The sequence below is a fragment of the Acidaminococcus nyctereutis genome (assembly GCF_052216985.1).
Classification (GTDB): Bacteria; Bacillota; Negativicutes; order Acidaminococcales; family Acidaminococcaceae; genus Acidaminococcus; species Acidaminococcus fermentans_A.
In genome coordinates, this window is record NZ_JBQOUY010000002.1 from 1 (window position 1) to 23,307 (window position 23,307).

At 53.5% G+C, this 23,307-nt stretch carries 24 protein-coding genes and 1 tRNA gene; 14 read left to right on the forward strand and 11 right to left on the reverse strand.

Features of this window, described 5'->3' with window-relative positions:
- Positions 1–217: 217 nt before the first annotated feature.
- The 8 genes from ACTUHY_RS01440 (at position 218) to ACTUHY_RS01475 (ending at position 6,866) form a co-directional block, all read left to right on the forward strand.
- Positions 218–1,351: a cation diffusion facilitator family transporter gene (locus tag ACTUHY_RS01440; protein ID WP_442826327.1), complete on the forward strand. Its 1,134-nt coding sequence runs from the start codon at positions 218–220 to the stop codon at positions 1,349–1,351.
- Between the two features lie 159 nt (positions 1,352–1,510).
- Positions 1,511–1,894 (forward strand): metal-dependent transcriptional regulator, encoded by a 384-nt coding sequence (locus ACTUHY_RS01445; protein ID WP_442826328.1) that lies wholly within the window; start codon positions 1,511–1,513, stop codon positions 1,892–1,894.
- Positions 1,895–1,962: 68 nt separating this feature from the next.
- A complete protein-coding gene (locus tag ACTUHY_RS01450; protein ID WP_442826329.1) occupies positions 1,963–2,382 on the forward strand; it encodes a GNAT family N-acetyltransferase in 420 nt (139 codons plus the stop codon).
- A gap of 75 nt (positions 2,383–2,457) precedes the next feature.
- A tRNA-Asn gene (locus ACTUHY_RS01455) sits at positions 2,458–2,532 on the forward strand.
- Between the two features lie 94 nt (positions 2,533–2,626).
- Positions 2,627–3,448, forward strand: a complete 822-nt coding sequence (locus ACTUHY_RS01460; protein WP_442826330.1) for a nitroreductase family protein — start codon at positions 2,627–2,629, stop codon at positions 3,446–3,448.
- 15 nt (positions 3,449–3,463) lie between these two features.
- Positions 3,464–3,895 carry an Asp23/Gls24 family envelope stress response protein gene (locus ACTUHY_RS01465; RefSeq protein WP_442826331.1) on the forward strand — a complete coding sequence of 144 codons (432 nt, stop codon included), beginning with the start codon at positions 3,464–3,466 and terminating at the stop codon, positions 3,893–3,895.
- A gap of 228 nt (positions 3,896–4,123) precedes the next feature.
- A complete protein-coding gene (locus tag ACTUHY_RS01470; protein WP_442826332.1) occupies positions 4,124–5,692 on the forward strand; it encodes an AbgT family transporter in 1,569 nt (522 codons plus the stop codon).
- A gap of 79 nt (positions 5,693–5,771) precedes the next feature.
- On the forward strand, positions 5,772–6,866 hold the full coding sequence (locus ACTUHY_RS01475; protein ID WP_442826333.1) for an amidohydrolase family protein: 1,095 nt from the start codon (positions 5,772–5,774) through the stop codon (positions 6,864–6,866).
- Between the two features lie 51 nt (positions 6,867–6,917).
- Here the strand turns inward: ACTUHY_RS01475 and ACTUHY_RS01480 are convergent, their stop codons facing one another.
- From ACTUHY_RS01480 to ACTUHY_RS01490, 3 genes are all read right to left on the reverse strand, one after another.
- Entirely contained in the window at positions 6,918–7,928 is a 1,011-nt protein-coding gene (locus ACTUHY_RS01480) for an oxidoreductase (protein ID WP_442826334.1), read from the reverse strand.
- Positions 7,929–8,029: 101 nt separating this feature from the next.
- Positions 8,030–9,217: a sodium/glutamate symporter gene (locus tag ACTUHY_RS01485; protein ID WP_442826335.1), complete on the reverse strand. Its 1,188-nt coding sequence runs from the start codon at positions 9,215–9,217 to the stop codon at positions 8,030–8,032.
- Positions 9,207–9,905: an RraA family protein gene (locus tag ACTUHY_RS01490; RefSeq protein ID WP_442826336.1), complete on the reverse strand. Its 699-nt coding sequence runs from the start codon at positions 9,903–9,905 to the stop codon at positions 9,207–9,209. The genes ACTUHY_RS01485 and ACTUHY_RS01490 overlap by 11 nt, the downstream gene beginning before the upstream one ends.
- Positions 9,906–10,037: 132 nt before the next feature.
- Here ACTUHY_RS01490 and ACTUHY_RS01495 point away from each other — a divergent pair, with 132 nt between their 5' ends.
- Positions 10,038–10,958 (forward strand): LysR family transcriptional regulator, encoded by a 921-nt coding sequence (locus ACTUHY_RS01495; protein ID WP_442826337.1) that lies wholly within the window; start codon positions 10,038–10,040, stop codon positions 10,956–10,958.
- A 90-nt stretch (positions 10,959–11,048) separates the two neighbouring features.
- On the opposite strand, the gene ACTUHY_RS01500 is transcribed toward ACTUHY_RS01495, so the two are convergent.
- From ACTUHY_RS01500 to ACTUHY_RS01530, 7 genes are all read right to left on the reverse strand, one after another.
- Positions 11,049–11,810 (reverse strand): sugar phosphate isomerase/epimerase family protein, encoded by a 762-nt coding sequence (locus ACTUHY_RS01500; protein WP_442826338.1) that lies wholly within the window; start codon positions 11,808–11,810, stop codon positions 11,049–11,051.
- Positions 11,807–12,379 carry an ABC transporter ATP-binding protein gene (locus tag ACTUHY_RS01505; protein ID WP_442826339.1) on the reverse strand — a complete coding sequence of 191 codons (573 nt, stop codon included), beginning with the start codon at positions 12,377–12,379 and terminating at the stop codon, positions 11,807–11,809. Before ACTUHY_RS01505 ends, ACTUHY_RS01500 begins: the two co-directional genes overlap by 4 nt.
- Positions 12,380–12,383: 4 nt before the next feature.
- The gene (locus ACTUHY_RS01510; RefSeq protein WP_442826340.1) at positions 12,384–12,509 is read right to left on the reverse strand and encodes an ATP-binding cassette domain-containing protein; all 126 of its coding nucleotides are present in this window, start codon (positions 12,507–12,509) and stop codon (positions 12,384–12,386) included.
- Positions 12,482–12,874 carry an ATP-binding cassette domain-containing protein gene (locus ACTUHY_RS01515; protein WP_442826341.1) on the reverse strand — a complete coding sequence of 131 codons (393 nt, stop codon included), beginning with the start codon at positions 12,872–12,874 and terminating at the stop codon, positions 12,482–12,484. Before ACTUHY_RS01515 ends, ACTUHY_RS01510 begins: the two co-directional genes overlap by 28 nt.
- A 12-nt stretch (positions 12,875–12,886) precedes the next feature.
- On the reverse strand, positions 12,887–13,726 hold the full coding sequence (locus ACTUHY_RS01520; protein WP_442826342.1) for a carbohydrate ABC transporter permease: 840 nt from the start codon (positions 13,724–13,726) through the stop codon (positions 12,887–12,889).
- A 12-nt stretch (positions 13,727–13,738) separates the two neighbouring features.
- Complete coding sequence (locus tag ACTUHY_RS01525) at positions 13,739–14,638, reverse strand: carbohydrate ABC transporter permease (RefSeq protein ID WP_442826343.1); 900 nt, start codon at positions 14,636–14,638, stop codon at positions 13,739–13,741.
- Between the two features lie 141 nt (positions 14,639–14,779).
- On the reverse strand, positions 14,780–16,075 hold the full coding sequence (locus ACTUHY_RS01530) for an ABC transporter substrate-binding protein (RefSeq protein ID WP_442826344.1): 1,296 nt from the start codon (positions 16,073–16,075) through the stop codon (positions 14,780–14,782).
- 340 nt (positions 16,076–16,415) lie between these two features.
- On the opposite strand from ACTUHY_RS01530, the gene ACTUHY_RS01535 reads away from it, so the two are divergent.
- Complete coding sequence (locus tag ACTUHY_RS01535; protein WP_442826345.1) at positions 16,416–17,882, forward strand: C69 family dipeptidase; 1,467 nt, start codon at positions 16,416–16,418, stop codon at positions 17,880–17,882.
- A gap of 153 nt (positions 17,883–18,035) precedes the next feature.
- Positions 18,036–18,422, forward strand: coding sequence for an ArsR/SmtB family transcription factor (locus tag ACTUHY_RS01540; RefSeq protein WP_278674353.1), 387 nt, complete (start codon positions 18,036–18,038; stop codon positions 18,420–18,422).
- 4 nt (positions 18,423–18,426) lie between these two features.
- On the opposite strand, the gene ACTUHY_RS01545 is transcribed toward ACTUHY_RS01540, so the two are convergent.
- On the reverse strand, positions 18,427–19,323 hold the full coding sequence (locus ACTUHY_RS01545; protein WP_442826346.1) for an AraC family transcriptional regulator: 897 nt from the start codon (positions 19,321–19,323) through the stop codon (positions 18,427–18,429).
- 164 nt (positions 19,324–19,487) lie between these two features.
- Between ACTUHY_RS01545 and ACTUHY_RS01550 the strand changes: the two genes are divergently transcribed.
- Genes ACTUHY_RS01550 through ACTUHY_RS01560 form a run of 3 tightly spaced genes read left to right on the forward strand, consistent with a single transcriptional unit; the run spans position 19,488 to position 23,297 of the window.
- On the forward strand, positions 19,488–20,708 hold the full coding sequence (locus ACTUHY_RS01550) for a Zn-dependent hydrolase (RefSeq protein ID WP_442826347.1): 1,221 nt from the start codon (positions 19,488–19,490) through the stop codon (positions 20,706–20,708).
- An 18-nt stretch (positions 20,709–20,726) separates the two neighbouring features.
- Positions 20,727–22,127 (forward strand): alanine/glycine:cation symporter family protein, encoded by a 1,401-nt coding sequence (locus tag ACTUHY_RS01555; RefSeq protein ID WP_442826348.1) that lies wholly within the window; start codon positions 20,727–20,729, stop codon positions 22,125–22,127.
- A gap of 21 nt (positions 22,128–22,148) precedes the next feature.
- On the forward strand, positions 22,149–23,297 hold the full coding sequence (locus ACTUHY_RS01560; protein WP_442826349.1) for an amidohydrolase: 1,149 nt from the start codon (positions 22,149–22,151) through the stop codon (positions 23,295–23,297).
- Positions 23,298–23,307 lie beyond the last annotated feature (10 nt).

The following is a 23,307-nucleotide window of genomic DNA, read 5'->3' on the forward strand; positions in this document are numbered from 1 at the left end:
AGCTTTTTTCGATAAAATGAAAGAAAGACATATCTATTCTCCTTTCAGTTCTTCGTGGTGGTTGAGGTGAAATGTAGCTTAGATATGTCTTTATTTTATCGTAAGACAAGGGGTCTTGTGAACAGGAATGTCCACAAGACCCCAACATTTATTATAGAACCTTTTTTTTCATTTTGTGCTATAATGGGGACAATTCTGTAGAAAGAGGCTGGTTCTTATGGGAACTTCATTGATAAATGGGCGGCGGGAATCCATCATCCTGCGGACCAGTTTCATTGGCATCGGGGTCAATATACTGCTGGCGGGATTCAAGGCGGTGGTGGGTTTTTCCACCAATTCCATTGCCATCCTGATGGATGCGGTGAACAACCTGTCCGATGTATTGTCTTCCATTATTACGGTGGCCGGAGCCAAACTGGCGGACCGGAACCCGGATTTCGAACATCCCTTCGGCCATGGCCGGTATGAATATCTGAGTGCCCTGGTGATCTCCATCATCATTTTCTATGCTGGAGTGACGGCGCTGGTGGAAAGCGTGAAAAAGATCCTGGAGCCGGAGATTCCGGAATACACCACGGTATCCCTGGTGCTCCTGGTGGTGGCAGTCATCGTCAAGATCATCCTGGGCCGGTACGTGAAACGCAAGGGAAAAGAGGCGGATTCCGGAGCACTGATCGGGTCTGGCTCCGATGCCCTGTTCGATGCCGTCCTTTCCTTTTCTGTGCTGGTGGCTGCCCTGATTTATCTGGGCTGCGGGGTCTCCCTGGAATCCTACGTAGGTACGGTGATCGCCTGTTTCATCCTGAAGAGTGGGTTCGGCATGCTCCGGGATACCCTGAACGAGATCCTGGGAGAGCGGCCGGATCCCCTTTTGGTCCGGCAGATCAAGAACCTGCTGGTGGAAGAACCGGAGATCCGTGGGGCCTACGACCTAATGATCAACAATTACGGTCCTGGACGGAACTATGCCTCCGTCCATATCGAACTGCCTGACGTGATGACGGTGGAACAGGTGGACAGGCTGACCCACCGGATCCACAAAAAGATTTTCCAGGCCACCGGTGTCCATTTGTCCGGGGTTACGGTCTACTCCTACAATACCCGGGATCCGGAAGCGGCCCAGATGCGGGAAACGGTGAATCAGCTGGTGATGAAGCATCCCTGGGCGCTCCAGGTCCATGGATTCTATGTGGACAGGACGAAGAAAACCATGCGCTTTGATGTGGTGGTCACCTTTGGACGGGACCGGGAGCCGCTCATTCAGGAGCTCCAGCAGGAAATCACCCGGCTGTATCCTGATTATCAGGTCTCCGTGGATATCGACCGGGATATTTCGGCTCTCCAAGGATAATCCATTTGCCTATGAGGAATGGTCATTTCCTGGCGGAATGAATAGGTCTTGGAAGGCCCGTTCTGCCAATTTGCACATTTCCTTTGCATAGTGTAGAATAGTATGTAAAGACTATCAAAATTCAGGCATCTTGGATGCTGCAGCAATAAGGTGAAAGCAATGGAATACCATGAATCTGAATCGACGGAAATGTACCTGGAAACCATCCTGGTGCTGAAAAATCGGCTGGGGCTGGTGCGCTCCATTGACATAGCCAATGAAATGGGCTATTCCAAACCCACCATCAGCGTGGCGATGAAGAAGTTCCGGGGAGAAGGGCTGGTCACTGTGGACGGATCCGGGTTCGTCAACTTAACGGAAGCGGGGCGGGATATTGCCGAACGGATTTACGAACGGCATCAGGTATTGACTCATATCCTTATGTCCCTGGGAGTATCTCGGGAACATGCAGAACATGATGCCTGTAAGATCGAGCACGATATCTGCGATGAGACCTTCGATGCGCTGAAAAAAGAATATATCAGGCTGCGTTCCAAAAAATGATTGGAGAAGGGGTGTTGTACGGAGAACGTGCAGCATCCCTTCATTCTCAATGAGGAGGGAAAGGAATCATGCATTTTACGGCGTATGATCAGCTGCCAGCGGAAGCCCGGGCCTTGCGGGAGGAAGTGTTCTGCCGGGAACAGGGGTTCCAGAAGGAATTCGATGCAATCGACAAGACCGCCCAGCATGGGCTGTTATGGGATGATAGGGACCAGCCCATTGGGGTCTGCCGGTTCTTTCCTGGGCCGGAACCTGGCACTTGGATCCTGGGGCGGGTCGCTGTCAAGAAATGCCAGCGGAACACCGGAGCTGGTTCAGCCTTGATCCGGGGAATGGAAGAAGCCGTCCGCCAATTGGGAGGCCGGGAAATCCGTCTCAGTGCCCAGGTACGGGCCCGGCATTTCTATGAGACCCTGGGTTATCAGGCCTACGGTCCGGAGGAGCCGGAAGAAGGCGTGCTCCATCAATGGATGAAGAAGACCCTGTAAGGGAAAAATCCGTTTTTTTTGGAATTTGTTGTTGACATCAAGGAAGATTTCGTGTAAAATAATCTTCGTTGAGATTCCCCGATAGCTCAATGGTAGAGCACTCGACTGTTAATCGAGTTGTTGTAAGTTCGAGTCTTACTCGGGGAGCCAATTGCAGATCATGCCGGACGGATGTCCGGCTTTTTTTAAATTATAAGGGGTTTGCCGTCTTATCCGGCAACGCAGCTGTCTAAGAGAATTTGAGGTGTTTTATTTGGTTGGAATTTTAACAGTCGATCAAGAGAAATGTGTAAAGTGTGGGATCTGCTCGAAAGTCTGTCCCAGCTGTATCATTGAGATGGGGGAAAATGGTCCTGTCTGCATCAATGATATGTCCTGCATGTCCTGTGGCCACTGCGTTTCCGTCTGTCCCACCGGTGCTCTTGACAACTCCCGCTGCCCTTATGCAGAAATGGATCCCATCCCCATGGATGTGCTGGATTCCAAGACGGCCTACAACTTCCTGCGGATGCGCCGGAGCATCCGGAATTTCACTCCAGAACTGGTCAGTGAAGAAAAGATGACCCAGCTGCTGGATATCGCCCGGTATGCTCCTACTGCTGCCAATTCCCAGGGGCTGTACTACATCGTGGTCTCTGACCGGGAACTGATCAAGAAGATCACCGATTGTGTGGCTGACTGGATGCAGGAAGAGATTGACAACGATTCTCCCCGGCGCCGGTATTTCCGGAAAGTCCTGGAAGTCTACCGGGACAGAGGGGTGGATATCATCGGGCGGAATGCCAGGCAGCTGGTGTTCGCCCTGGCCCGCCGGCTGAATGTCACCGGCGTCAGCAATTGCGAACAGGCCTGGGCCTATGTGGAGCTCTATGCTCCCACCCTTGGCCTGGGGACTACGATTATGGGCTTTATTGAAACCTGTGCTCGGGCCGATTATGCCCCGCTGCGGGAACTCTTGAAGGTGCCCCAGAAACAGGTCATCGTAGGGACTCTGCTGGTGGGGTATCCCAAATACAAATATAACCGACTGGTCAACCGGCAGCATTTGAAGGTGGAGTTCCGGTAAAAAGGAGCTGATTCCATGATCCAGGGAAAGACCATTATCTGTGAAGAAGTTTTCGTCCAGCTGGTCCGGCTGGCAGCCACCCGGGTAGAGAAAGTGACCCTCTGGGAACAGAGCGGAGGCGGGCTCATGTCTTTTGCCAAGGGGCTGGCGGGGAAAAATACCTCGGCGGTCGCTTTGGAAAAGTCGGACGCAGAAATCCAGGAAAACGGGACCGTCCAGAAAGGCCATGTGAGCTTCGTCCTGAAAGTGGCAGTGGATTATGCTGCTTCGGTTCCGGAAGCGGTGGAAGCCCTGCGGGAAGCCGTGGTGAAAGAAGTGGTCCGGATCACGGATTTCCAGGTGGACCGGGTGGATGTCATCGTGGTGCAGCTGGAGGGAGCGGAAGCGGCTCCCTTATCTGTGGAAGAGAAAAAAGAAAATAAGGCCGACGAAGGAATCGAGCCGTGAGGGAAGGGGCTGTTGCATGAGCAACAGCCTATTTTTTTGTCCACTGATAATATACAGAATTCTGTTCTTTTGTATGGATGATCACAGTATACAAGGGAAAAAGAAAATTTTTAGAAATTATCGTAAATTAATAAAATTCATACTAGACAGAAAAATTTCCATCTCTTATAATAAGTATATCGAAATCATTATAAGAGGTGATCCCATGGAAAAAGAAAAAAATCTCTCATGAACCGCTTCATCGATGTCATCGAAAAAGGCGGCAACAAACTCCCACATCCTTTCATCCTGTTTGGTATCCTTCTGGTAGTCATTCTGTTGTTATCCTTTGTCTTCAGCCAGATGGGGACCAGCATCACCTACTACAGTGCTTCCAAGACGGCGGGCGCTGCCGGGAAAGAAGTGACGGTCAAGGTGGTCAATCTGCTTTCCGCTGACAATCTCCGATACCTGATCACCAAGTATCCGGACATCTATGTAGGGTACACGCCCCTGAAGCTGACGCTGATCATGATGGCCACCACGGCTTTCATCGACAAGACTGGTTTCTTTGAGACCCTGATGAAAAAGTACCTGCTGAAAGCCCCCAAATCCCTGATTACGTTTGCGGTGGCGTTCATGGCCGTCAATGCCAATTTGATGAGCGACGCAGGGACCTACTTCTCCCTGGCCATCGGCGGGGTGATTTTCCATGCCATGGGCCGGAATCCGCTCATCGGCGTGATCCTGGGCTATGCTGGATGCAGCGGCGGTTTTACGGCCAACCTGTTCCTGGCCGGGACGGATGCGCTCCTGGCCGGCATCACAGAAAATATCGTGGAGCAGATGGGCCTGCCCGTGGCCATCAATCCGGCCATCAACTACTTCTTCATGGCGTCCGCTACCTTCTTCCTGGCGGTTGCCCTGACCCTGTTCACTGAAAAAGTCGTGTGCAGGATGGTGGGGGACGGGGAAGGCGTGGTGGACCGTTCCCTGCTGGACAAATACAAACCCACTCCTGAGCAGGAAAAAGGCCTCCGGTGGAGTGCCTGTGGTTTCCTCTTCTTCCTGGCCGTGATGGCGCTTTTGACTGTGCCCCAGGCTGCCATCCTGCGGAACAAGGCGGGCGGCTTCCCGCCCAAATCCCCGCTGTTCCAGGGCATCACCATGATCATCGCCTTCCTGTTCGTGAGTACCGGTCTGCCCTATGCCTGGGCCACCGGACAGATCAAGAAAGGCCGTGACCTGGCCAATATCCTCAATGCCGGGCTGAAAACAGCCATCCCTCTCATGACCACCACTTTCATGGCCTGTGTGTTCATCGATATGGTGAATAAATCCAATATCTTCAAGATCGTGGCCATTGCCGGTGCCGAAGTCCTGAAAGGAGCCAATGTAGGCGTCCTGCCTTTGTGTCTCCTGGTCATCTTCATCACCACCCTGGTGAACCCCTTCATGACCAGTGGGTCTTCCAAATGGCTGCTGATCGCCCCCATGGTGGTGCCCATGTTCGCCATCCTCCATGTGCATCCGGCCTATGCCCAGCTGGCCTACCGGATCGGGGATTCCTGCACCAACATCTGTTCCCCTCTCCATTCGGCACTGCCGGTGATCATCGGGCTTTTGGAGGAATACCAGAATGAAGGGCTGATCCCCCTGCGGCCGGGCGAAACGGAACAGCGGGAAATCGGGATGGGGACCATCTTCTCCCTGACCATTCCTTATTCCATGGTGCTCCTGGGGACCATGACCACCATGTTCATCATCTGGATGCTGCTGGGCCTGCCCATCGGACCTGGGGTGACCATGTATATCTGAGTGAAGAGTGAAGAGACCCCACTGGGGCAACGACCAACGATGAACGACCAACGAACCACGAAACAAAGGAGGCAATATTATGCTGATCCGCAATGCCAATCTGTTGAACCCCGGTACAGAACGGGGAATCTATGATATCATGATCCGGGAGAATAAGATCGTCCAGATCGCCTCTCATATCGAAGCGGAAGAAGAGGTGGAACTGGATGTCCAGGAAATGTATGTGACCCCCGGCCTGATAGACGCCCATACCCATCTGGGACTGAAGGCGGATTCCCAAGGGGAAGCCTATTCCGACCATAACGAGAAAAAGAGCATTCTGTCTCCGGAAATGCGGGCCATCGATGCCATCAATCCCCAGAATGTGACCTTTAAGGAGGCTAGAAAGGCCGGCATCACCACCTGCGCCAGCGGCCCGGGGTCCCTGAACGTGGTGGGGGGCCAGTATGCCTGCATCAAGACGGCGGGAGAGATCATCGATGATATGGTCCTGGATCCCTATTTCGCCATGAAATGCGCCTTGGGAGAAAATCCCAAGAAAGGGTATGAGACCACCCGCATGGGGATCGCGGCGACACTGCGGAACTTCCTGTTCCAGGCCAAAGCCTATGCGGAAGACCCTAACCACAAATTCGATATGAAACTGGAACCTATGGTACCGGTGATCCAGGGAGAGAAGGCTCTGAAGATCCATTGCCATGAAGGCATCGATATTGTGACGGCAGTGCGGATCTGTGATGAATTCCATCTGAAATTCACCCTGGACCATGTGACCTGCGGGACCGATGTGCTGGACTTCCTGCGGAAACGGCCGGAGATCCCCCTGCTGCTGGGCCCCAGCCTGGGACACCGGAGCAAAGTGGAACTCCATGGGAAAGGCTTCGAAAACGTGGTGAAACTGGCAGAAGGACGGGATGTGTGCCTGATCACCGACGCGCCGGTGATCCCCCTCCAGTATCTGCCCATCTGTGCGGGCTTGGCCATTTCCAAAGGGATGCCTTACGAACGGGCCCTGGAAGCGGTGACCATCAACCCGGCCCGGGTCATGGGCGTAGAAGACCGGGTAGGGAACCTGGCCCCCGGCAAAGACGCAGACCTGGTCATCTGGAAGGATAAACCCTTCGTGGTGATCCAGGATCCGGTGGCCGTGTTCATCGACGGGAAGAGGGTGTAAAAAAGGGGGATGTGAAAAAATGAAGAATCATTTTTTCACATCCTCTTTCTGTCATTCTTCCAATATTTTCCGGAACACCTGATGGTCTTTCAGGGTGGCCCGCCCCAGGCCGATCAGGTCGGCCTGACCGGTGGCTAGGAAGTGTTCTGCCTCTTTTCCCGTGGTGATGCCTCCTGTAAGGAGCACCGGGATCCGGGCCGTTTCTTTGGCAGCCTTGGAGAGTTCGGCAAAATAGCCGGCTTCCGGATGACCGGGACGGAAAAAGATGCACAGGCCGCCGGACAAGCTGATGCCGTCCAGGCCGGCCTGCTGCAGGATTTCCACGGCCTGAGGCAATTCTTCCGGCTGGGAGCCCCCTTTCATATAATCCCCGCCTCCCAGCCGCAGGGTCACCACAAAATCAGCTGGGACGGCGGCACGGACAGCCTGGATCACTTCAACCAGGAATCGGGTGCGGCCTTCCAGGGTGTTGCCGGTATAGGCGTCCGTCCGGCGGTTGGTGAGCGGGGAGTAGAACTGATCCAACAGATAGCCGTGGGCAGCGTGGATCTCCACTCCGTCGTAGCCGGCGTCCCGGGCCCGGAGGGCTGCTGCGGCGAAGGCATCCCGCACCCGGATGATGTCTCCTTCCGTCATGGGACGGGGCTGATCCGGCTGGCCATAGGCAGAAGCCGTCCGGGCTGGATTCAGGATGGCACTGGGGCCTATCGGTTCCAGCCCGGTCATGGCCTTGTGGGCAGCACTGCCGGCGTGGCTCAGCTGGGCCAGGATGGGGACCCGGTGCTGATGGACGGCAGAAGTAATCCGCTTCAGCCCTGCCAGATCCGCTGTCGCGTCAAAAGCGATCTGATGGGCGCTGGCTCGGCCTTCCGGGGAGACGAAACAGTGTTCCTGGATGATCAGGGCCGGTCCGCTCTTGGCCATATCACTATAGTAATCCACAAGAGCCAGAGTCACTTGGCCCTTGTCGGCCTTTTCCGTGGCCATGGGAGGCAGCACCAGACGGTTCTTCAACAGCAGGGAACCCAGCTGGATGGGCTGATGGAGCAAAGTATGGTTCATAAAAGATTTTCTCCTGTAACTATTTTAGATACAATTTATTATACAGGGGAGCTGGGAGAAATGCAAGATAGGGTCTGTTGCATGAGCAACAGACCCTTCTTTTATTTGCAAAGATTGATGAACAGGGTGATGATCAGCGGATTGCAGATATTGATGAATACCACGGTGATCACCGGAAGGATGAACCAGGCTTTGGGAGCCGGGCCTTTTGCCTCGATGATGGCCTGCATGTTGGCTACGGCATTGGGGGTCTGGCCCAGACCGACGCCGCAGTGACCGGCTGCCATGACGGCTGCGTCATAATCGCTGCCCATGGATTTGAAGGTGACAGCCGTAGCCCAGATAGCCATGACAACGGCCTGGACCAACAGGATCACGATCATCGGCCCTGCCAGAGAGATTAGTTTGGCCATGTTCAGGTTCATCAGCGCCAAAGAAAGGAAAAGGTTCAGGCTGCAGTTGCCGATCAGATCCACTTCTTTCATGTTCAAGTTCAGCTGATAATGATCCATGACATTGCGAAAGAGCATGCCGCCAAACAGGCAGCCCACATAATAGGGAAAGGTGACGCCGGTCAGCCGGGTCAGGATCAGGTAAATATAGGATCCGACAGCCGTAGCCCCAAGGACTTCCAGGACACTGATGAAGAAATGTTTATCGGAGATGGTTTGTACTGCAGTTTGGCTGCTGCTTTTTTTCCGGCTGTCCGTGAAGGTGCTTTTCAGATTGTATTTTTTAATGAGCCGTTCGGCTACAGGTCCCCCGACCAGGGAACCCATCAGGAGGCCGAAGGTGGCGGAAGCGACGCCGACCGTAGTCCCGCCGTCAGCACCCAGGGCTTCCAGGGTAGGACCGAAAGCGGCTCCCGAGCCAACACCGCCGCTCATGGAGATGGAACCCATGGCGATCCCCAGCAGTTTGTTGAGTCCAAAAAGGTCTGCCAGGGCCACACCCACTGCATTCTGTACAAAAAGGAAAAGGACGGCTCCCACAGCCAGGATGGCACCTTGTTTACCGCTTTTCTTGATGATGGAAAGACTGCAGGTGAAACCTGTTGTACAGAAAAAAAGGTTCATAAAGAAATTTTGGAGGGGATTGGTCATTTTGACCGTGAAGGTCTGGGTCTGTACACCCAGGAAAATCAGCACACTGAAAATCAGACCACCGATGACTGGGGCCGGAATGAAATATTTTTTCAGGACGGGGATATGGTTCCGGATGATCATCCCCAAGACATAAACAAGAACGGCAAGACCTACAGTTTGTACCAGATCGAATTTAATAACCATGCTGCATCTCCTCAATCATTTCACAGTGGGAATCTTGTAACTTTTTGTAAACCCAGTCAATGTCCAAATTTCCGGTTTGACGGATGGAATCCATCATGGCTGCTTCTTTTTTCATCACCTGGCGGGCTGCCGCAGCGACCTGTTCGGCTTCCTGGGGATGGATGGCAATGATCCCATCTCCATCTCCTACAAGGATATCACCCGGATATATGACTTTTCCGCCTGCATTGACCGGGACATTGATTTCACCTACACCGTTTTTATAAGGACCATTGGGATTGCTGTGGACGGCAAATACAGGAAAATCCATATGGGAAAGTTCATCGAAATCACGGATGGCGCCATCGATGACGAACCCGCCCAGATGACGGGCTTTGGCCCAGCTTGCCATGATTTCCCCGCAGAGGGCCCTGCTGGAAAAACCGCTGTTGGCCACCACGATCACATCCCCGGGCTGGGCATTGGCAATGGCATAATAGAACAAGAGATTGTCTCCTTCCGGACAGCTGATGGTGTAAGCTGGCCCTGTGAGACGCTTTCCGTTCAGGCTGTGGATCCCTCCGCCTAAAGAAGCGGTGCGGTTCATGCAGTCATCCAGATTGGGAACCGGAATCCCCTCAAAAAGGGATAGCAGCTCTGCATCCGGACGTTGGAAATTCTGATAGATACGATACCCTACATTCGACATTTTTCGATTGCCTCCAGTTCTATTGTATGGATTACTTTGATTTTTAAGAATATTATATAAACCGAGGAAATGGTTGTAAAACGATTTATCTTATTTTAAAATATTAGAGAATCTAATATTTGGAGTGATTCCATGACTTTGGAAGAAATTGAAACCTTTTTGGCTGTAGTGGAACAGGGGAATATCTCTGCTGCAGCACAGTATCTCTTTGTCACCCAGGGGACGGTCAGCAACCGGATCAAATCGCTGGAAAATGAATTGAATGATCGATTAGTCATTCGGCAAAAAGGACAGAAAAATATCGATCTGACACCTTTTGGAAGGGAATTCATTCCCATTGCCCAACAGTGGACCGCACTTTGGAAGGATACCCAGTTGCTCCATCAATCCGCCCAAAGACGCCATCTGCGGATCGGCAGCATCGATGTGATCAATAACTATACTTTTTTGCCTCTCTATCTGGAATTCATCCAAACACATCCTCAGATCCAGCTGTCTATCAATACCTTCCATTCCAATGAAATCCATTATCTGATGGAAAAAAGGCTGATCGACATGGGCTTCGTATTCAGCCAGGTCCATGCTCCCAATATCGTATCCATCCCCATTTATCGGGAAATCATGTATGTGGTCTGCCATAAGGACAGCGATTATCATGAAGGTCTCGCTCCGGATGAACTGCCTGCAGAAAAGGAAATCTTTCTGCGCTGGGGTGCAGATTATGAAATCTGGCACGATTCTTTTTGGCCGGGCAGGAAATTCAAACTGGAAGTCAACACGGGCTCCATGCTTGCCGGGTATCTGAGCAAACCAGGATATTGGGGCGTCGCTCCCATGTCCCTGGTTGCTATGCTGCGCCAGCACTATCCCGTAGCCTTTTATCGCCTGGAAACCCCGCCTCCTCCGCGGATCTGTTACCAGATTACCCATCAATTTCCCCGAGCCAGTCTGCGGGAACCTCTTGACTGCTTTTCGGATGAAGTGAAACGGTTCGTGAACCGGAACGATACCATCTGCACCTTCGAACCCTGGATGATGGAAACAAGAAAATAAAAGGAAATTAAAGTGGGTGTCGCACGTAAGGTGCAACACCCTGGTCTCGTGAGCTGCATCGCGGCTCGGTCTCGCGTCTCGAGACCCCCTTTATATCCCATATTTCTCCCGCAGACCGGTTATGTGTTTTGTCATCCCTTCCGTGGGCAGTTGGGCGTATTCCAGCACCAGCCGGGCTTCCGGGGCGGTTTCCTTCAGAGCCTCAAAGAAAGGGCTCCATTGGATGGTGCCGTTTCCGATGTACCGGTGCTGGTCGCCGGTGCCGTCGTTGTCGTGGAGGTGGCAGCCTTCCAGACGGGGCCCCAGGGCTTTTGCCGTATCGGGAAGATTCCAGCCGTTTACCTGGGCGTGGCCCACATCCAGCAGGAAGCCGGCTTCCGGGAAGAACTGGGGCAGTTCCAGGAACTGCTCCCGGTCGAAGAGCAGACTGCCGGCAGGCCGGAGTCCCACATTTTCAATAACGGGAGTGACACCCATTTCTTTTCCCAGTTGGAGCAGTAGTTCCAGTTTCCGGACTACTCGCCGGCGGAGCACAAAGGGATCCTCCTTCGGCAGGGCTTCGTTGGTGTGGACCACCACGAATTCCGCCCCGATTTTTTTTGCATAGCGGAAGGTGTCTAGGAATACTTCCAGGAATCGGACGTTTTCGTCCAGCGCCAGATTCACCTGGACGCAGGGACCATGGACGCTGACTCCGTTCTGCCGGTCCTTCAGCATTAGAGGCAGCACCGTATCCCAGTAGGCGGGAGTGCCGAATTCATAGAAAAATTCCAGTCCGCAGGTTTTGGGCAGTCCACAGAAATCGTGATACCGGAACCCAGCATAGGCCAGGTCGTTGATGGAAAGCTTCATAACAGTTCCTCCTTTGTTCCGTCAAAGAAACAGGCATTTTCCCAATCAAAGACGATGCCCTGGGCGTCTTCCGGCATGGGCGCAGGGCTGCTCACCTGGAGCTTTTCGCCGGTGGGCAGTTCCAAATAGGTGATCCAGTGGCTCCCCAGGTCTTCCGTGTAGATCTTTTGGGCCGGGATCATGGGCTGTTCAGAAAAACGGCATTTTTCTGGCCGGATCCCTAGGATTACCTTTTCCTGGAGACGGAGCTTTTCTTCCACAAAGGCTGGTACCGGCAGACGGTGGTCCCCCCACTGGAGGATGTCCGTATGGACTTGGGCCGGCAGCAGGTTCATGGCCGGAGTCCCGATGAACTGGGCCACAAAGGTGTTGGCTGGCCGATGGTAGACTTCCTCCGGGGTACCGATCTGCTGTAGGATTCCCTGGTTGATAATGGCAATACGGGTGGCAACGGTCATGGCTTCCACCTGGTCGTGGGTGACGTAAATCATGGTGGGTTTGTACAGTTCATGGATTTTTACCAGCTGGGTCCGGGCTTGCTGGCGCAGCTTGGCATCCAGGTTGGACAAGGGTTCATCCAGCAGGAAATAGGGGGGCTTTTTTCACAATGGACCGGGCTAGAGCCACCCGCTGTTTCTGGCCTCCGGACAATTCTTTGGGATACCTCTGGGTCAGTCCGTCCAATTGGAGGATTTCCATGCCTGGTTGGTCCGCCGGGCGATTTCTTTCGGATCCAGCTTCTGGATCTGGAGGCCGAAGGTGATGTTGTCCCATACGGTCATGTGGGGGTAGAGAGCATAGCTCTGGAATACCATGGCAATGTTCCTTTCTCCCGGAGGCATATCGTTGACCCGTTTGTCTCCCATGAACAGATCACCACTGGTGATGGATTCCAGGCCTGCAATCATCCGCAGGGTGGTGGTCTTGCCACAACCGGAAGGTCCCAGCAGGATCAGCCGTTCTCCCGGCTGGATGGAAAAATCCAGATCCCGGACTACCTGATTGGTTCCGTAGACTTTGGAAACATGATGGAAAGTAAGACCGTAAGAAGAGTGTTCTTGCATGGCGTTGTCCTTTCAGCCCTTCATGCCTGACTGCATGAAGGTATTGAGAATGAATTTTTGGGTGAACAGATACAAAATCAGAGGCGGCAGGGTGGTGAACATGGCCACGGCCATGGCGATGCCCCATTCACTGCCCCCTTCGGCACTGATGAACATCTGAAGAGCCAGAGGCAGGGTGTAGTTGTCCCGGTCCGACAGGATCAAGAGAGGCCAGAAGTATTCGTTCCAGGAATTGATGAAGAAAAAGATGCTGGTGGCAAAGACGGAAGGCTTCACCAGGGGCAGGATGATCTTCCGCAGAATGGTGAAGGGAGTGGCCCCGTCCAGCCGGGAGGCTTCCAGCAGGGCACGGGGAATGCTCCGCATGGTCTGACGCAGCAGAAAGATGCCCATGCCGTCAGCTAGTTCTGGCAGGATGACACCCCAGGGATTGTTCAGCAGGCCTATTTTGCTCATGAGCAGATAGTTGGGCATCACCAGAACCGTGGTAGGGATGAAAAAAGTCAGCAGCATGGCGGAAAATAGTTTTTCCTTTCCCTTGAATTCATAGTAGACAAAGACGAAGGCGGCCAGGAGGCCGGTCGTTAGTTTTCCCAAGGTCACGATGATCGAGATGTACAGGGTGTTCCCCAGATACTGGTAAAAGGGAAATTTTTCCAGAACCACTTCATAGTTAGCCATGGTGGGCGGCCAGGAGAAGGGGTTCAGGGAGGAATGGAAAATCTGGTTCATGTCCTTGAAAGAAGTGGAGAACATGAACAGCAGGGGATACAGCATAAGAAAAGCAGCTGCACCCATCAGGAGAATCCAGCCTTTTTCCCGGAAAGAAGAAGCAGGTTCAGGATTGTGCATGGTGGGACCTCCTTAATTTTCATAGTGGACCCGTTTGTCCAGGAAACGGGATTTCAAGAACAGGAAAATCACGTAGACAGCCATACAGAGCATGGCGAAAGCGGCGCTTTTCCCGGTCTGGAAGAATACCAGGGCGTACTGGTAGACGATATAGACGATGTTGGAACTTCCCTGATCCGGTCCGCCTTGGGTTAGCATGTTGGTGGGCACCAGCATGTACTGGAGGCCAAAGATGATGGTGATGGTAAAGACGTATAGGGCCGTAGGGGAAGTCATGGGGACAATGATCCTTCGGAAAATGGTCCAGTTGGAAGCGTTTTCCAGTTTCGCCGCTTCAATCAGTTCCCGGGGCACGGAAACCATGGCGGCAATCAGGACAATCATGTTGTAGCCAAAAGCCTTCCAGCCGATGATGGTGGACAGGGCAAAGATCACCAGCCCGCTTTCCTTGAACCAGCGGGGGCTTTCCAGACCAAAAGCTTTCAGTACCAGAGATACGGGTCCTGCCAGGGGATTATACATCCACAGGAAGATGATGCTGGCCACGGCCAGGGAAATGGTGCTGGGCAGGAAGAATGCAGAGCGGAACAGAGACTGGACTTTTTTGTTCCGGATCAGCTGGGTAAGTACAAAGGCAAAGCCGTAGGGCAGCAAAAAATTGAAAATCAGCAGCAGCAGGACCAGGAGACCGGTATTGCACAGGATTTTGAGAAACTCTTTACTGGCAAAGATCTGCTGATAGTTGGCCAGTCCTACGAATTTCATGGTGGGACTGATCATGTTCCACTGGAAAAAGCTCAGGTACGCATCTTCCAGCAGAGGACGGTAATAAAACACCGCAAAAATCAGGATGGCAGGAAGCAGATAGAGCCAAGCGCAGTTCTGACCTTCCCTGGATGAGGAACGGGACATAGGATACCTTCTTTCGTTATTAAAAGGGGCTGTTGCATATGCAACAGCCCTGTTAACGGTCAGCTGTCAGTTGTCAACGGCTGGATAAAGCCAACCCAGCTGGCTTTATCCAGCTGACCGGAACTGGGGAACCGCCCCTTTTCATTTCAGCAGCTCGTTCACTTTGGCTGCCGTTTCCTGGAGAGCCTGGGTGGCCGGTTCTTTGCCGCTCAGGATCACGTCCCGGACATCAATCAGAAGCTGTTCTGCCTTCAGGCCGTTCTGGCCGGGGAAGCTGGCCCATTTTACCAGGTTAGGCATGGTGGACAGGGCAGCCTGGATGTTCTTGTTGGAATCGATGACCTTTTTGAAGGCACCCTCTTTGTCCATACCTTTCCGGGGCGGCAGATAGCCGGTGCCGGTGGACCACTTGGTCAGGGCCTCATTGGATTCCAGATATTTGATGAATTCCCAGGCAGCTTTTTGTTTGGCCGGATCTTTGGAGAAGCACATCAGGAAGTTGCCGCCGGCAGGGACTTTCCGGGGTTTGCCCTGGAATACGGGGAAGGGAGCCGCCACCACTTTGAAATTGGCGCTCTTTTCGAAGTTGGCCCGTTTGCCGATGGTGGTGCAGACCATGCCCACTTTGCCGGACAGGTAAGCCTGGAATCCTTCTTCGTTGGTGGCGTGGAGACCACTGCCATCCTTTACCATATCCGCCAGCAGCTGATAAGCCTGGGCGGCTTCCGGGCTGTCGAAGGCGGCACGGACTTTGCCATTTTCCTTCTTCAGCATGGCTCCGCCATTGGATTCGATGAGTGCCTGCTGGGCCCAGTTGTCCGCATATTCCTGCATGAAGAATCCCGGGTTTCCGGTTTTGGTCTTGATGGCTTCCGCTGCTTTCTTTACTTCATCCCAGGTCTTGGGAGGGTTGTCCGGATCCAGACCGGCCTTTTTGAACAGATCCGGATTGATATAGAGAACTGGGACGGAGACAGAGTAGGGCAGGCCGATCTGTTTTCCGTCTTCCGTCTGGGCCAGGGCCAGCACGTTGGGCAGGAAGTTTTCTTTCAGGAAGTTCTTATCCTTGTCGTCCTGTTTGGCCAGATCATTCAGGTCGGTATATTTCAGATTGTCATTGGCATAGTTCAAATAACTGTAGCCCATCTGGACCACGTCCGGGTTCTTGCCGGAAGCCATGGCCGCCTGGAGATTCTGGGTCAGGCCTTTGTACATGTCCGGATTGTATTTAGCGGTGACTTCGATATCGGGATGGGTTTTGTTGAATTCATCCACCAGTTGTTTTACTGTGGCTCCCCCAAAGCTTTCAGAAGCCACATGCCAGTATTCAATTTTTACTTTTTTTCCGGCATTTTTGGAACCGGTACCGCCACATCCCAGTATCCCCAGGGACAGGACCCCTGCAAGGGCCAGCGCCATTGTCTTTTTCCAATTCATTCTGCTACCTCCCTATTTTTTATGATGATTTGTTTGGGACACGTCCAGTATAAGGAAATAAGGTAAAGATTCCATACTTCATAAGTAAAAATTATGTAATTTATTCTTCAGATTTGTAAAAAATGCAAGATTGCTTTCCCCTAGTTAGCTTGATATAATAAAAACAAACGGGCAGAGCTGGACCTGCAAGGAGGTGTGTTCCATGAAACAGCATAAATTCTGGGCCTGGGCCACGGTCTTTGCCTTTGCCATGACCATGTTTACCGGGATGAAGCGGAAATAAGAAAAGGGCTGCTGGGAGAACAGCAGCCCACTTTTGTAAACGAAAGGAGCCGAAACCATGCCTTGCACTACATTATTGGTAGGGAAAAACGCAACCGTTGATGGATCCACCATGATGGCCCGGAATGAGGATTCTCCTTCTGGAAAATTCACTTCCAAGAAGTTCATCGTGGTCCGGCCGGAAGAACAGCCCCGGCATTATAAAAGCATGATCTCAAAGGTGGAAATCGATCTGCCGGATAATCCTCTCCGGTATACGGCCATGCCCAATGCCCAGGCCACGGAAGGGATCTGGGGAGAGGCGGGGATCAATGCCTCCAATGTGGCTATGACAGAAACCGAGACCATCACTTCCAATCCCCGTGTCCTGGGCGCCGATCCCCTGGTGCCAGGAGGCATTGGCGAGGAGGATATGCTGACCCTGGTGCTGCCCTACATCCGATCTGCCCGGGAAGGGGTGCTGCGGTTGGGGAGCCTGCTGGAACAGTACGGGACCTATGAGATGAACGGCATCGGGTTCCAGGATGTGGAAGAAATCTGGTGGCTGGAAAGCATCGGCGGCCATCACTGGATCGCCAAACGAGTACCCGATGACGAGGTGGTGGTCATGCCCAACCAGCAGGGCATCGATTTCCTGGATCTGGCGGATGCCCTGGGGCCTGGGAAGGACAACCTGTGTTCCCGTGACCTGGCAGAATTCATCGAGGAAAACCATCTGGACCTGACCCTGGCGGAAGATAGGGAAGGCCCGGTGGCGGAAGATACGGCCTTTGACTGCCGGTCCGCCTTTGGCAGCCATGACGATGCGGACCATACCTACAATACCCCACGAGCCTGGTATATGCTCCGGTGCCTGGTTCCTTTCAGTGTGGAATGGGAAGGTCCAGAAGCGCCTTTCCATCCGGAAGATGACGACCTGCCATGGTCCGTGGAGCCGGACCGGAAGGTGACGGTGGAAGATGTGAAATACATCCTCAGTAGCCATTACCAAGGGACTCCTTACGACCCCTACGGCCACAAGGGGGATGGGAGCCTCCGGGGAAAATACCGGCCCATCGGCATCAACCGGACCAATTTCCTGGCGCTCACCCAGCTGCGTCCGGACCTGCCGGAAGACCGGCGGGCGGTGGAATGGATCGCCGAAGGGTGCAACGTGTTCAACGCCTTCGTGCCGTTCTACACCAATGTGGATAAGACTCCGGAGTATCTGGCGGTGACGGACGAAGAGCCGGATTCCAACCAGTTTTACTGGGCTAACCGGCTGATCGGAGCATTGGCCGATGCCCATTTCGGAGCCTGTGCCAACTTGATCGAACGGTATCAGAACAAGGTAGGGGCCCGGGCCCATGCCCTGCTGAAAGAAGGCGACCGGGGCGGAGCTGGAGAGGATGTCTGCCGATATCTGGAAGGACGGAACGAAAAAATGGCCGCCATGGCCAAAGAAGAGACCCAAAAAGTCCTGGGCCAAGTCCTCTACGCCGCCAGCAACGGCATGAAGAACGGATTTGCAAGGTCGGATGCGTGAGGGATGTGAAAAATATTTTCACACGGGCACTGGTCACTGGCCGACGACCCGAGACTCATAGCTCGAGACTCGAGACCTGAAAAAGGGGCTGTTGCGCAGGCAGCAGCCCCTTGTGTTATAATAAAACCAACAACGACTATTGGAGGGATTGTCATGGCTGGAGACCAACTGCCTCACAATCATGGAGAAAACATCAACTATATCCTGCAAGATCTGCCGGAGAACGCCAACTTTTCTGCGGTATCCGGGCTGTTCAGCAGCCTGGCGGACGCCAACCGGATCAAATTGTTCTGGTTCTTATGCCATATGGAAGAATGCGTCATCAACCTGTCGGCCCTGATGCACATGAGCAGCCCGGCTTTATCCCATCATTTGAAGATCCTCCGGGAAAACGGCCTCATCACCAGCCGCCGGGCCGGGAAAGAAATGTACTATAAAGCCGCCAATACCGAAGAAGTCCGTCTCCTCCACCACATGATCGAACTCCTCATCGACATCACCTGCCCGGAGCAGGAGACGGAAGCAAAGAGGGAAGAGTGAAGAGTCAAGTCCGCTTTTTTTTCCTGTACTGGAAGGGCGTACAGTGGAACTGCTGGCGGAAGGCTTCTATATAGTAGCTGGGGGAGCGGAACCCACAGCTTTCTCCAATTTCGCTGATGGACTGATCGGTGGAATCCAGTAGCCGGATGCTCTGTTCCAGGCGCAGTTCCCGGAGATAGGCAAAGATGGATTCCCCCGTGAACCGTTTGAAGATGCGGCAACATTCGCTTTCTGTATAGGAGGCATAAGCAGCTACTTGGGCCAAGGTGATTTTTTCCCCGTAATGGGCTGTCAGGTAGCTGAGGATCCGCTGGGCAACGGTATTGGCCCGGGACCATTTCCGTGTCTGGAACTCATCCGATGGCTGGTGGCAGAGGACAGCAGCAAAAATTTCATAGAGCCGGGCTGTGGCAAGAAGTTCCCAGCCCGGTCTTTTTGTTTCACTTTCCTGGTAGATCTCACGGATCTTCTGGAGTACGTCCGCCTGCCAAGGGTCTTTTTGATACAAGGGACGGGCCGTCAGTACAGGATCTGAGAGGGCCGGGAGCACATAGTCCTGTTCCAGTACGGAGCCGGGGAATCCGCAGAGCAGCCGGGGATGGATATCCAAGCAAATGTAGCCGGCATCCGGATTTCCCAGGGGACGGGCCATGTGGAGATAACCGCTGTTGATGAAGATACCGTCCCCGGTCTCAAGCTGCCAGCTGGCTTCATTGACGGAAAAGGTCACAGTACCTTGGACTACGGCACAGAACTGCAGTTCTTCATGCCAGTGGAGCCGGGTATAGCCCAATACATTGCGGCTTAGGATGGAATTGTAGACAGCCATGGGAAATCCATGGGTCCCGTGGCGGGTGGATTCCCGGTTTCTGGCATCCACTGGGATGTTGGTGACCTGCATGGAAAAACTCCTTTCGTCTGAAGAAGATGGATTTGGTTCCAGTATAACAGATTTTTCAAAAAACGCAATTTAGTGATATTTTTCATCAGGATTCGCATAGAATCCCTTCCGGGGATTTCTTATAATGAAACCATCAGGAAAGGGAGTCCAAGGAGGTATAAAGTATGGAAATCAATGGAAAGCGTCTGATGGAACATATCAATACTTTGGGAAAAATCGGCATTGGAGAGGATGGCAGGCGGATCCGGCTGGCGGCCAGTGATACCAATCGGCAGGGCCGGGATCAGGTAGCAGCATGGATGGAGGAAGCCGGTCTCCAGGTAGTGGTGGACCGGATCGGGAATATCTTCGGCATCTGGGAAATGCCGGAAAACAAGGGAGAAACTCCCATGATGGTGGGGTCCCACATCGATACGGTAATCAATGCCGGTCAGTATGACGGCTGTCTGGGGGTGCTGGCTGGCATCGAACTGTGCCAAACCCTCCAGGAACAAGGGGTCCGTCCCAAGCATCCTCTTGTAGTGGGAGTGTTCACCAACGAAGAAGGGGTCCGGTACTCGCCCGATATGATGGGCAGCCTGGTGTACGCAGGGGGACTTTCCTGCGAAGAAGCCCTGGCTTCTGTAGGCACGGATGGGACCATCCTGGGGGAAGAACTGAAGCGGATCGGATATGGGGGCACCGTGGAACCCGGGTTCCTGAAGCCCTTTGCCTTTCTGGAACTCCACATCGAACAGGGCCCCATCATGGATGTGGAAGGGTACGATATCGGAGCTGTAGAAAATCTCCAAGGCATCCACTGGCAGCAAGTGACCATCAAAGGAGCAGCCAACCATGCAGGGACTACGCCCACACGGCTCCGCCACGATGCGGGCCTGGTTGCGGCCAAAGTCAATGTGTTCTGTCGGCAAATGGTGGAAAAATCCGGCGGGGTGTGCACCATCGGCACCATGGCCTACCAGCCCAATGCAGTGAACGTGATCCCCAGTGAGGCGAAATTCACCATCGACCTGCGGAATCCGGACAAGGCCAGATTGGATGGAGATGAAGAGATCCTGGCTGCCTATCTGGAACAGCTGGCCCAGGAAGAGGGCGTGGAAATCACCGCCAAACGGATGACCTGTTTCGATCCAGTGCCCTTTGATGAAGGAATTTGTCAGAAAGTGGAAAAAGCCACTGCTGCCCGGAATTTGAAATGCTGCCGGATGGTGTCAGGAGCCGGTCAGGACGCCCAGATGATGGCTCGGATCTGTCCCACCGCCATGATCTTTGTACCCAGCGTCAAAGGCATCAGCCACAATCCGGCCGAATACACCCCGGACCAGGCCTGCATCAACGGGGCTAATGTGTTCTTGGATGTGGTGCGGGAAATGATCGGGGCATAAGAAAGGGGAGAATACTTTATGGAAATCATTCGCACAATGAACAATGTATTTTGGGGCTGGCTGGTAGCGGGCATCCTGCTCCTGACAGGGGTGTTTTTCACGCTGCGGCTGCATTTTCCCCAATTCCGCTACTTCACCCGGCTGTTTGGCAATCTGGCCTGCAGCATGAAAGGCAATGAAAAGGCCGAGGGAAGTGTGTCGGGATTCGGAGCTCTGTGTGCCGCTGTGGGAGGACAGGTAGGGACTGGATCCCTGGTGGGTGTGGCCACAGCCCTGGCTTCCGGCGGTCCGGGAGCTGTCTTCTGGATGTGGGTTACGGCCGTGCTGGGAATGCCCATCAGCTTTGCGGAAGCGGTGCTGGCCCAGCTGTTCCGGGTAAAGAATCCAGATGGGACCTATCGGGGCGGACCGGCTTATTATATGGAAAAAGGGCTTCACAGCAAGGCATTGTCCATCCTGTATTCTATCAGCATCTTGGTGGGCATTGGGTTCTTCTACTGCATGATCCAGAGCAATTCCATTTCTGTAGCTCTCACAGGGGTGGCACCGGTCTCTCCTCTGGCAGCCGGCATTCTGCTGCTGATCCTAGTAGCCTTGGTCATCTTCGGAGGCATCAAGCGGCTGTCAGAAGTGGCATCCTACATCGTGCCCTTTATGGCTCTGGGATACCTGCTTATGGCCATCTGGGTGATGGTGGTCCATGCTTCCATGCTTCCGGAAATGCTCCGGCAGATTTTTACAGGGGCCTTTTCCGGCCAGGCAGTTGCAGGAGGTGTGGCTGGCTATTCAGTGCAGCAGGCTTTTCGGTACGGAGTGGCCCGGGGATTATTTTCCAATGATGCAGGCAACGGTACAGCATCTACCATGCATGCTACAGCTGTAGTGCCCCATCCGGTGAACCAAGGCTTTGCCGCCATGTTGGGGACTTTCATTACCACCATCATCATCTGCAGCTGTACAGCTTTCTGTATCCTGCTTTCCAATCAGCTGGGTACGGGGGAAACGGGAATTGCGCTGACCCAGCTGGCCTTTGAAAGCAATCTGGGAAGCATAGGCCGGTGGGTTGTGTTCCTAGCTATGTTCTTGTTCGGTTTCACCACTCTGCTGGCAGATATTTATTATGGAGAAGTGAATTTGATGATCCTAGTGAAGAAGCCCCAAGCTGTCACAATCTATCGGGTGCTGTGCTGCGCCCTCATCATTGCTGGTGCGGTGGCTCCAGTTCCTATGGTGTGGGATCTGGTGGATTTTGCTAGCGCCTTCATGGTATTCTTCAATGTGATTGCATTGCTGAGACTTTCCAGATATGTGGTCTTGGCACTGAAAGACTATGCCGGACAATGGAGTGCCAAAAAAGAAGCTGGCGCTCGGCCGGTGTGGGATTTTACCCATCAAGTGGATGAAGAAGATCTTGACTGACAAAGAAAGGATGGGATTGAAATGGATTTCAAAGAACAGCTGACGGCTTGGCGTCATTATCTCCATCAGCATCCGGAAACAGCCTTTGAGGAGAAAACGGCTCCCCAGCTGGCTGCAGAACAGATGCGGGCCTGGGGGATCCAGGTCGAAGAAGGCATCGGCAGGACCGGAGTGGTAGGCACTCTTCGGTGCGGGAATGGCGGAGGCTGTATCGGCATCCGGGCGGATATGGATGCTCTGGATATCACAGAACGGAGCCGCCATGACCATATTTCCCTGTGTCCGGGGAAAATGCATGGCTGCGGTCATGACGGCCATACGGTGATGCTGTTGGGAGCGGCCAAACTGCTGGCGGATCGGAAAAATTTCAATGGCACGGTACGCTTTATCTTTCAGCCGGCAGAAGAACCGGGCCGGGGTGCCCAGGCCATGATCGATGACGGGCTGTTCGAACGGTTCCCCATGGATGAAATCTATGGCCTCCACAATGCGCCTTTTCTGCCGGCCGGGACCCTTTCCACCCGGGTGGGGGGCATGGCTGCCAGCGAAGATGATTTTTCCTTCACCATCACTGGAAAAGGGGGCCATGCTTCTTCTCCCCACGAAGGAAATGACCCACTGGCCTCTTTTGCAGAAATTTATCTGGCACTTCAGACCATCGTCAGCCGGAATGCGCCACCCATGCGTCCAGTGGTGGTCTCCTGCACGGAAATCGAGACAGATGGGGCTCACAATGCCATCCCCACCACCGTGACGGTACGGGGAGATGCCCGGACTACCACGCCGGAAGACCAGCAGCTGGTGGAAAATCGGATGCGGGATATTGTGGAGGGAATCTGTCGGATGAACCACGCCCAGTGCAGCTTTGCCTACACCCATGAGTTTTTCCCCACGGTCAATGACGCCGGATGCGTCCAATATGCGGTGCGGGCTGCCCAGGCGGTGGTGGGAGAAAACCGTACTTTTGGAGACTGTGAGCCATGGATGGCGTCGGAAGACTTTGCCGCTTTCCTGAAACATGTGCCTGGCTGTTTCCTGCTTCTGGGAACCGGAAAAGAGAAAAGCGGCAATGTCTCTCTTCATCAGAATATCTATGACTTCAATGATGATGTATTGGCAACGGGAGCAGAATTTTGGGCCGAGCTGGTAAGACTCCGGCTGTCAGCATAAGAAGGGAGCA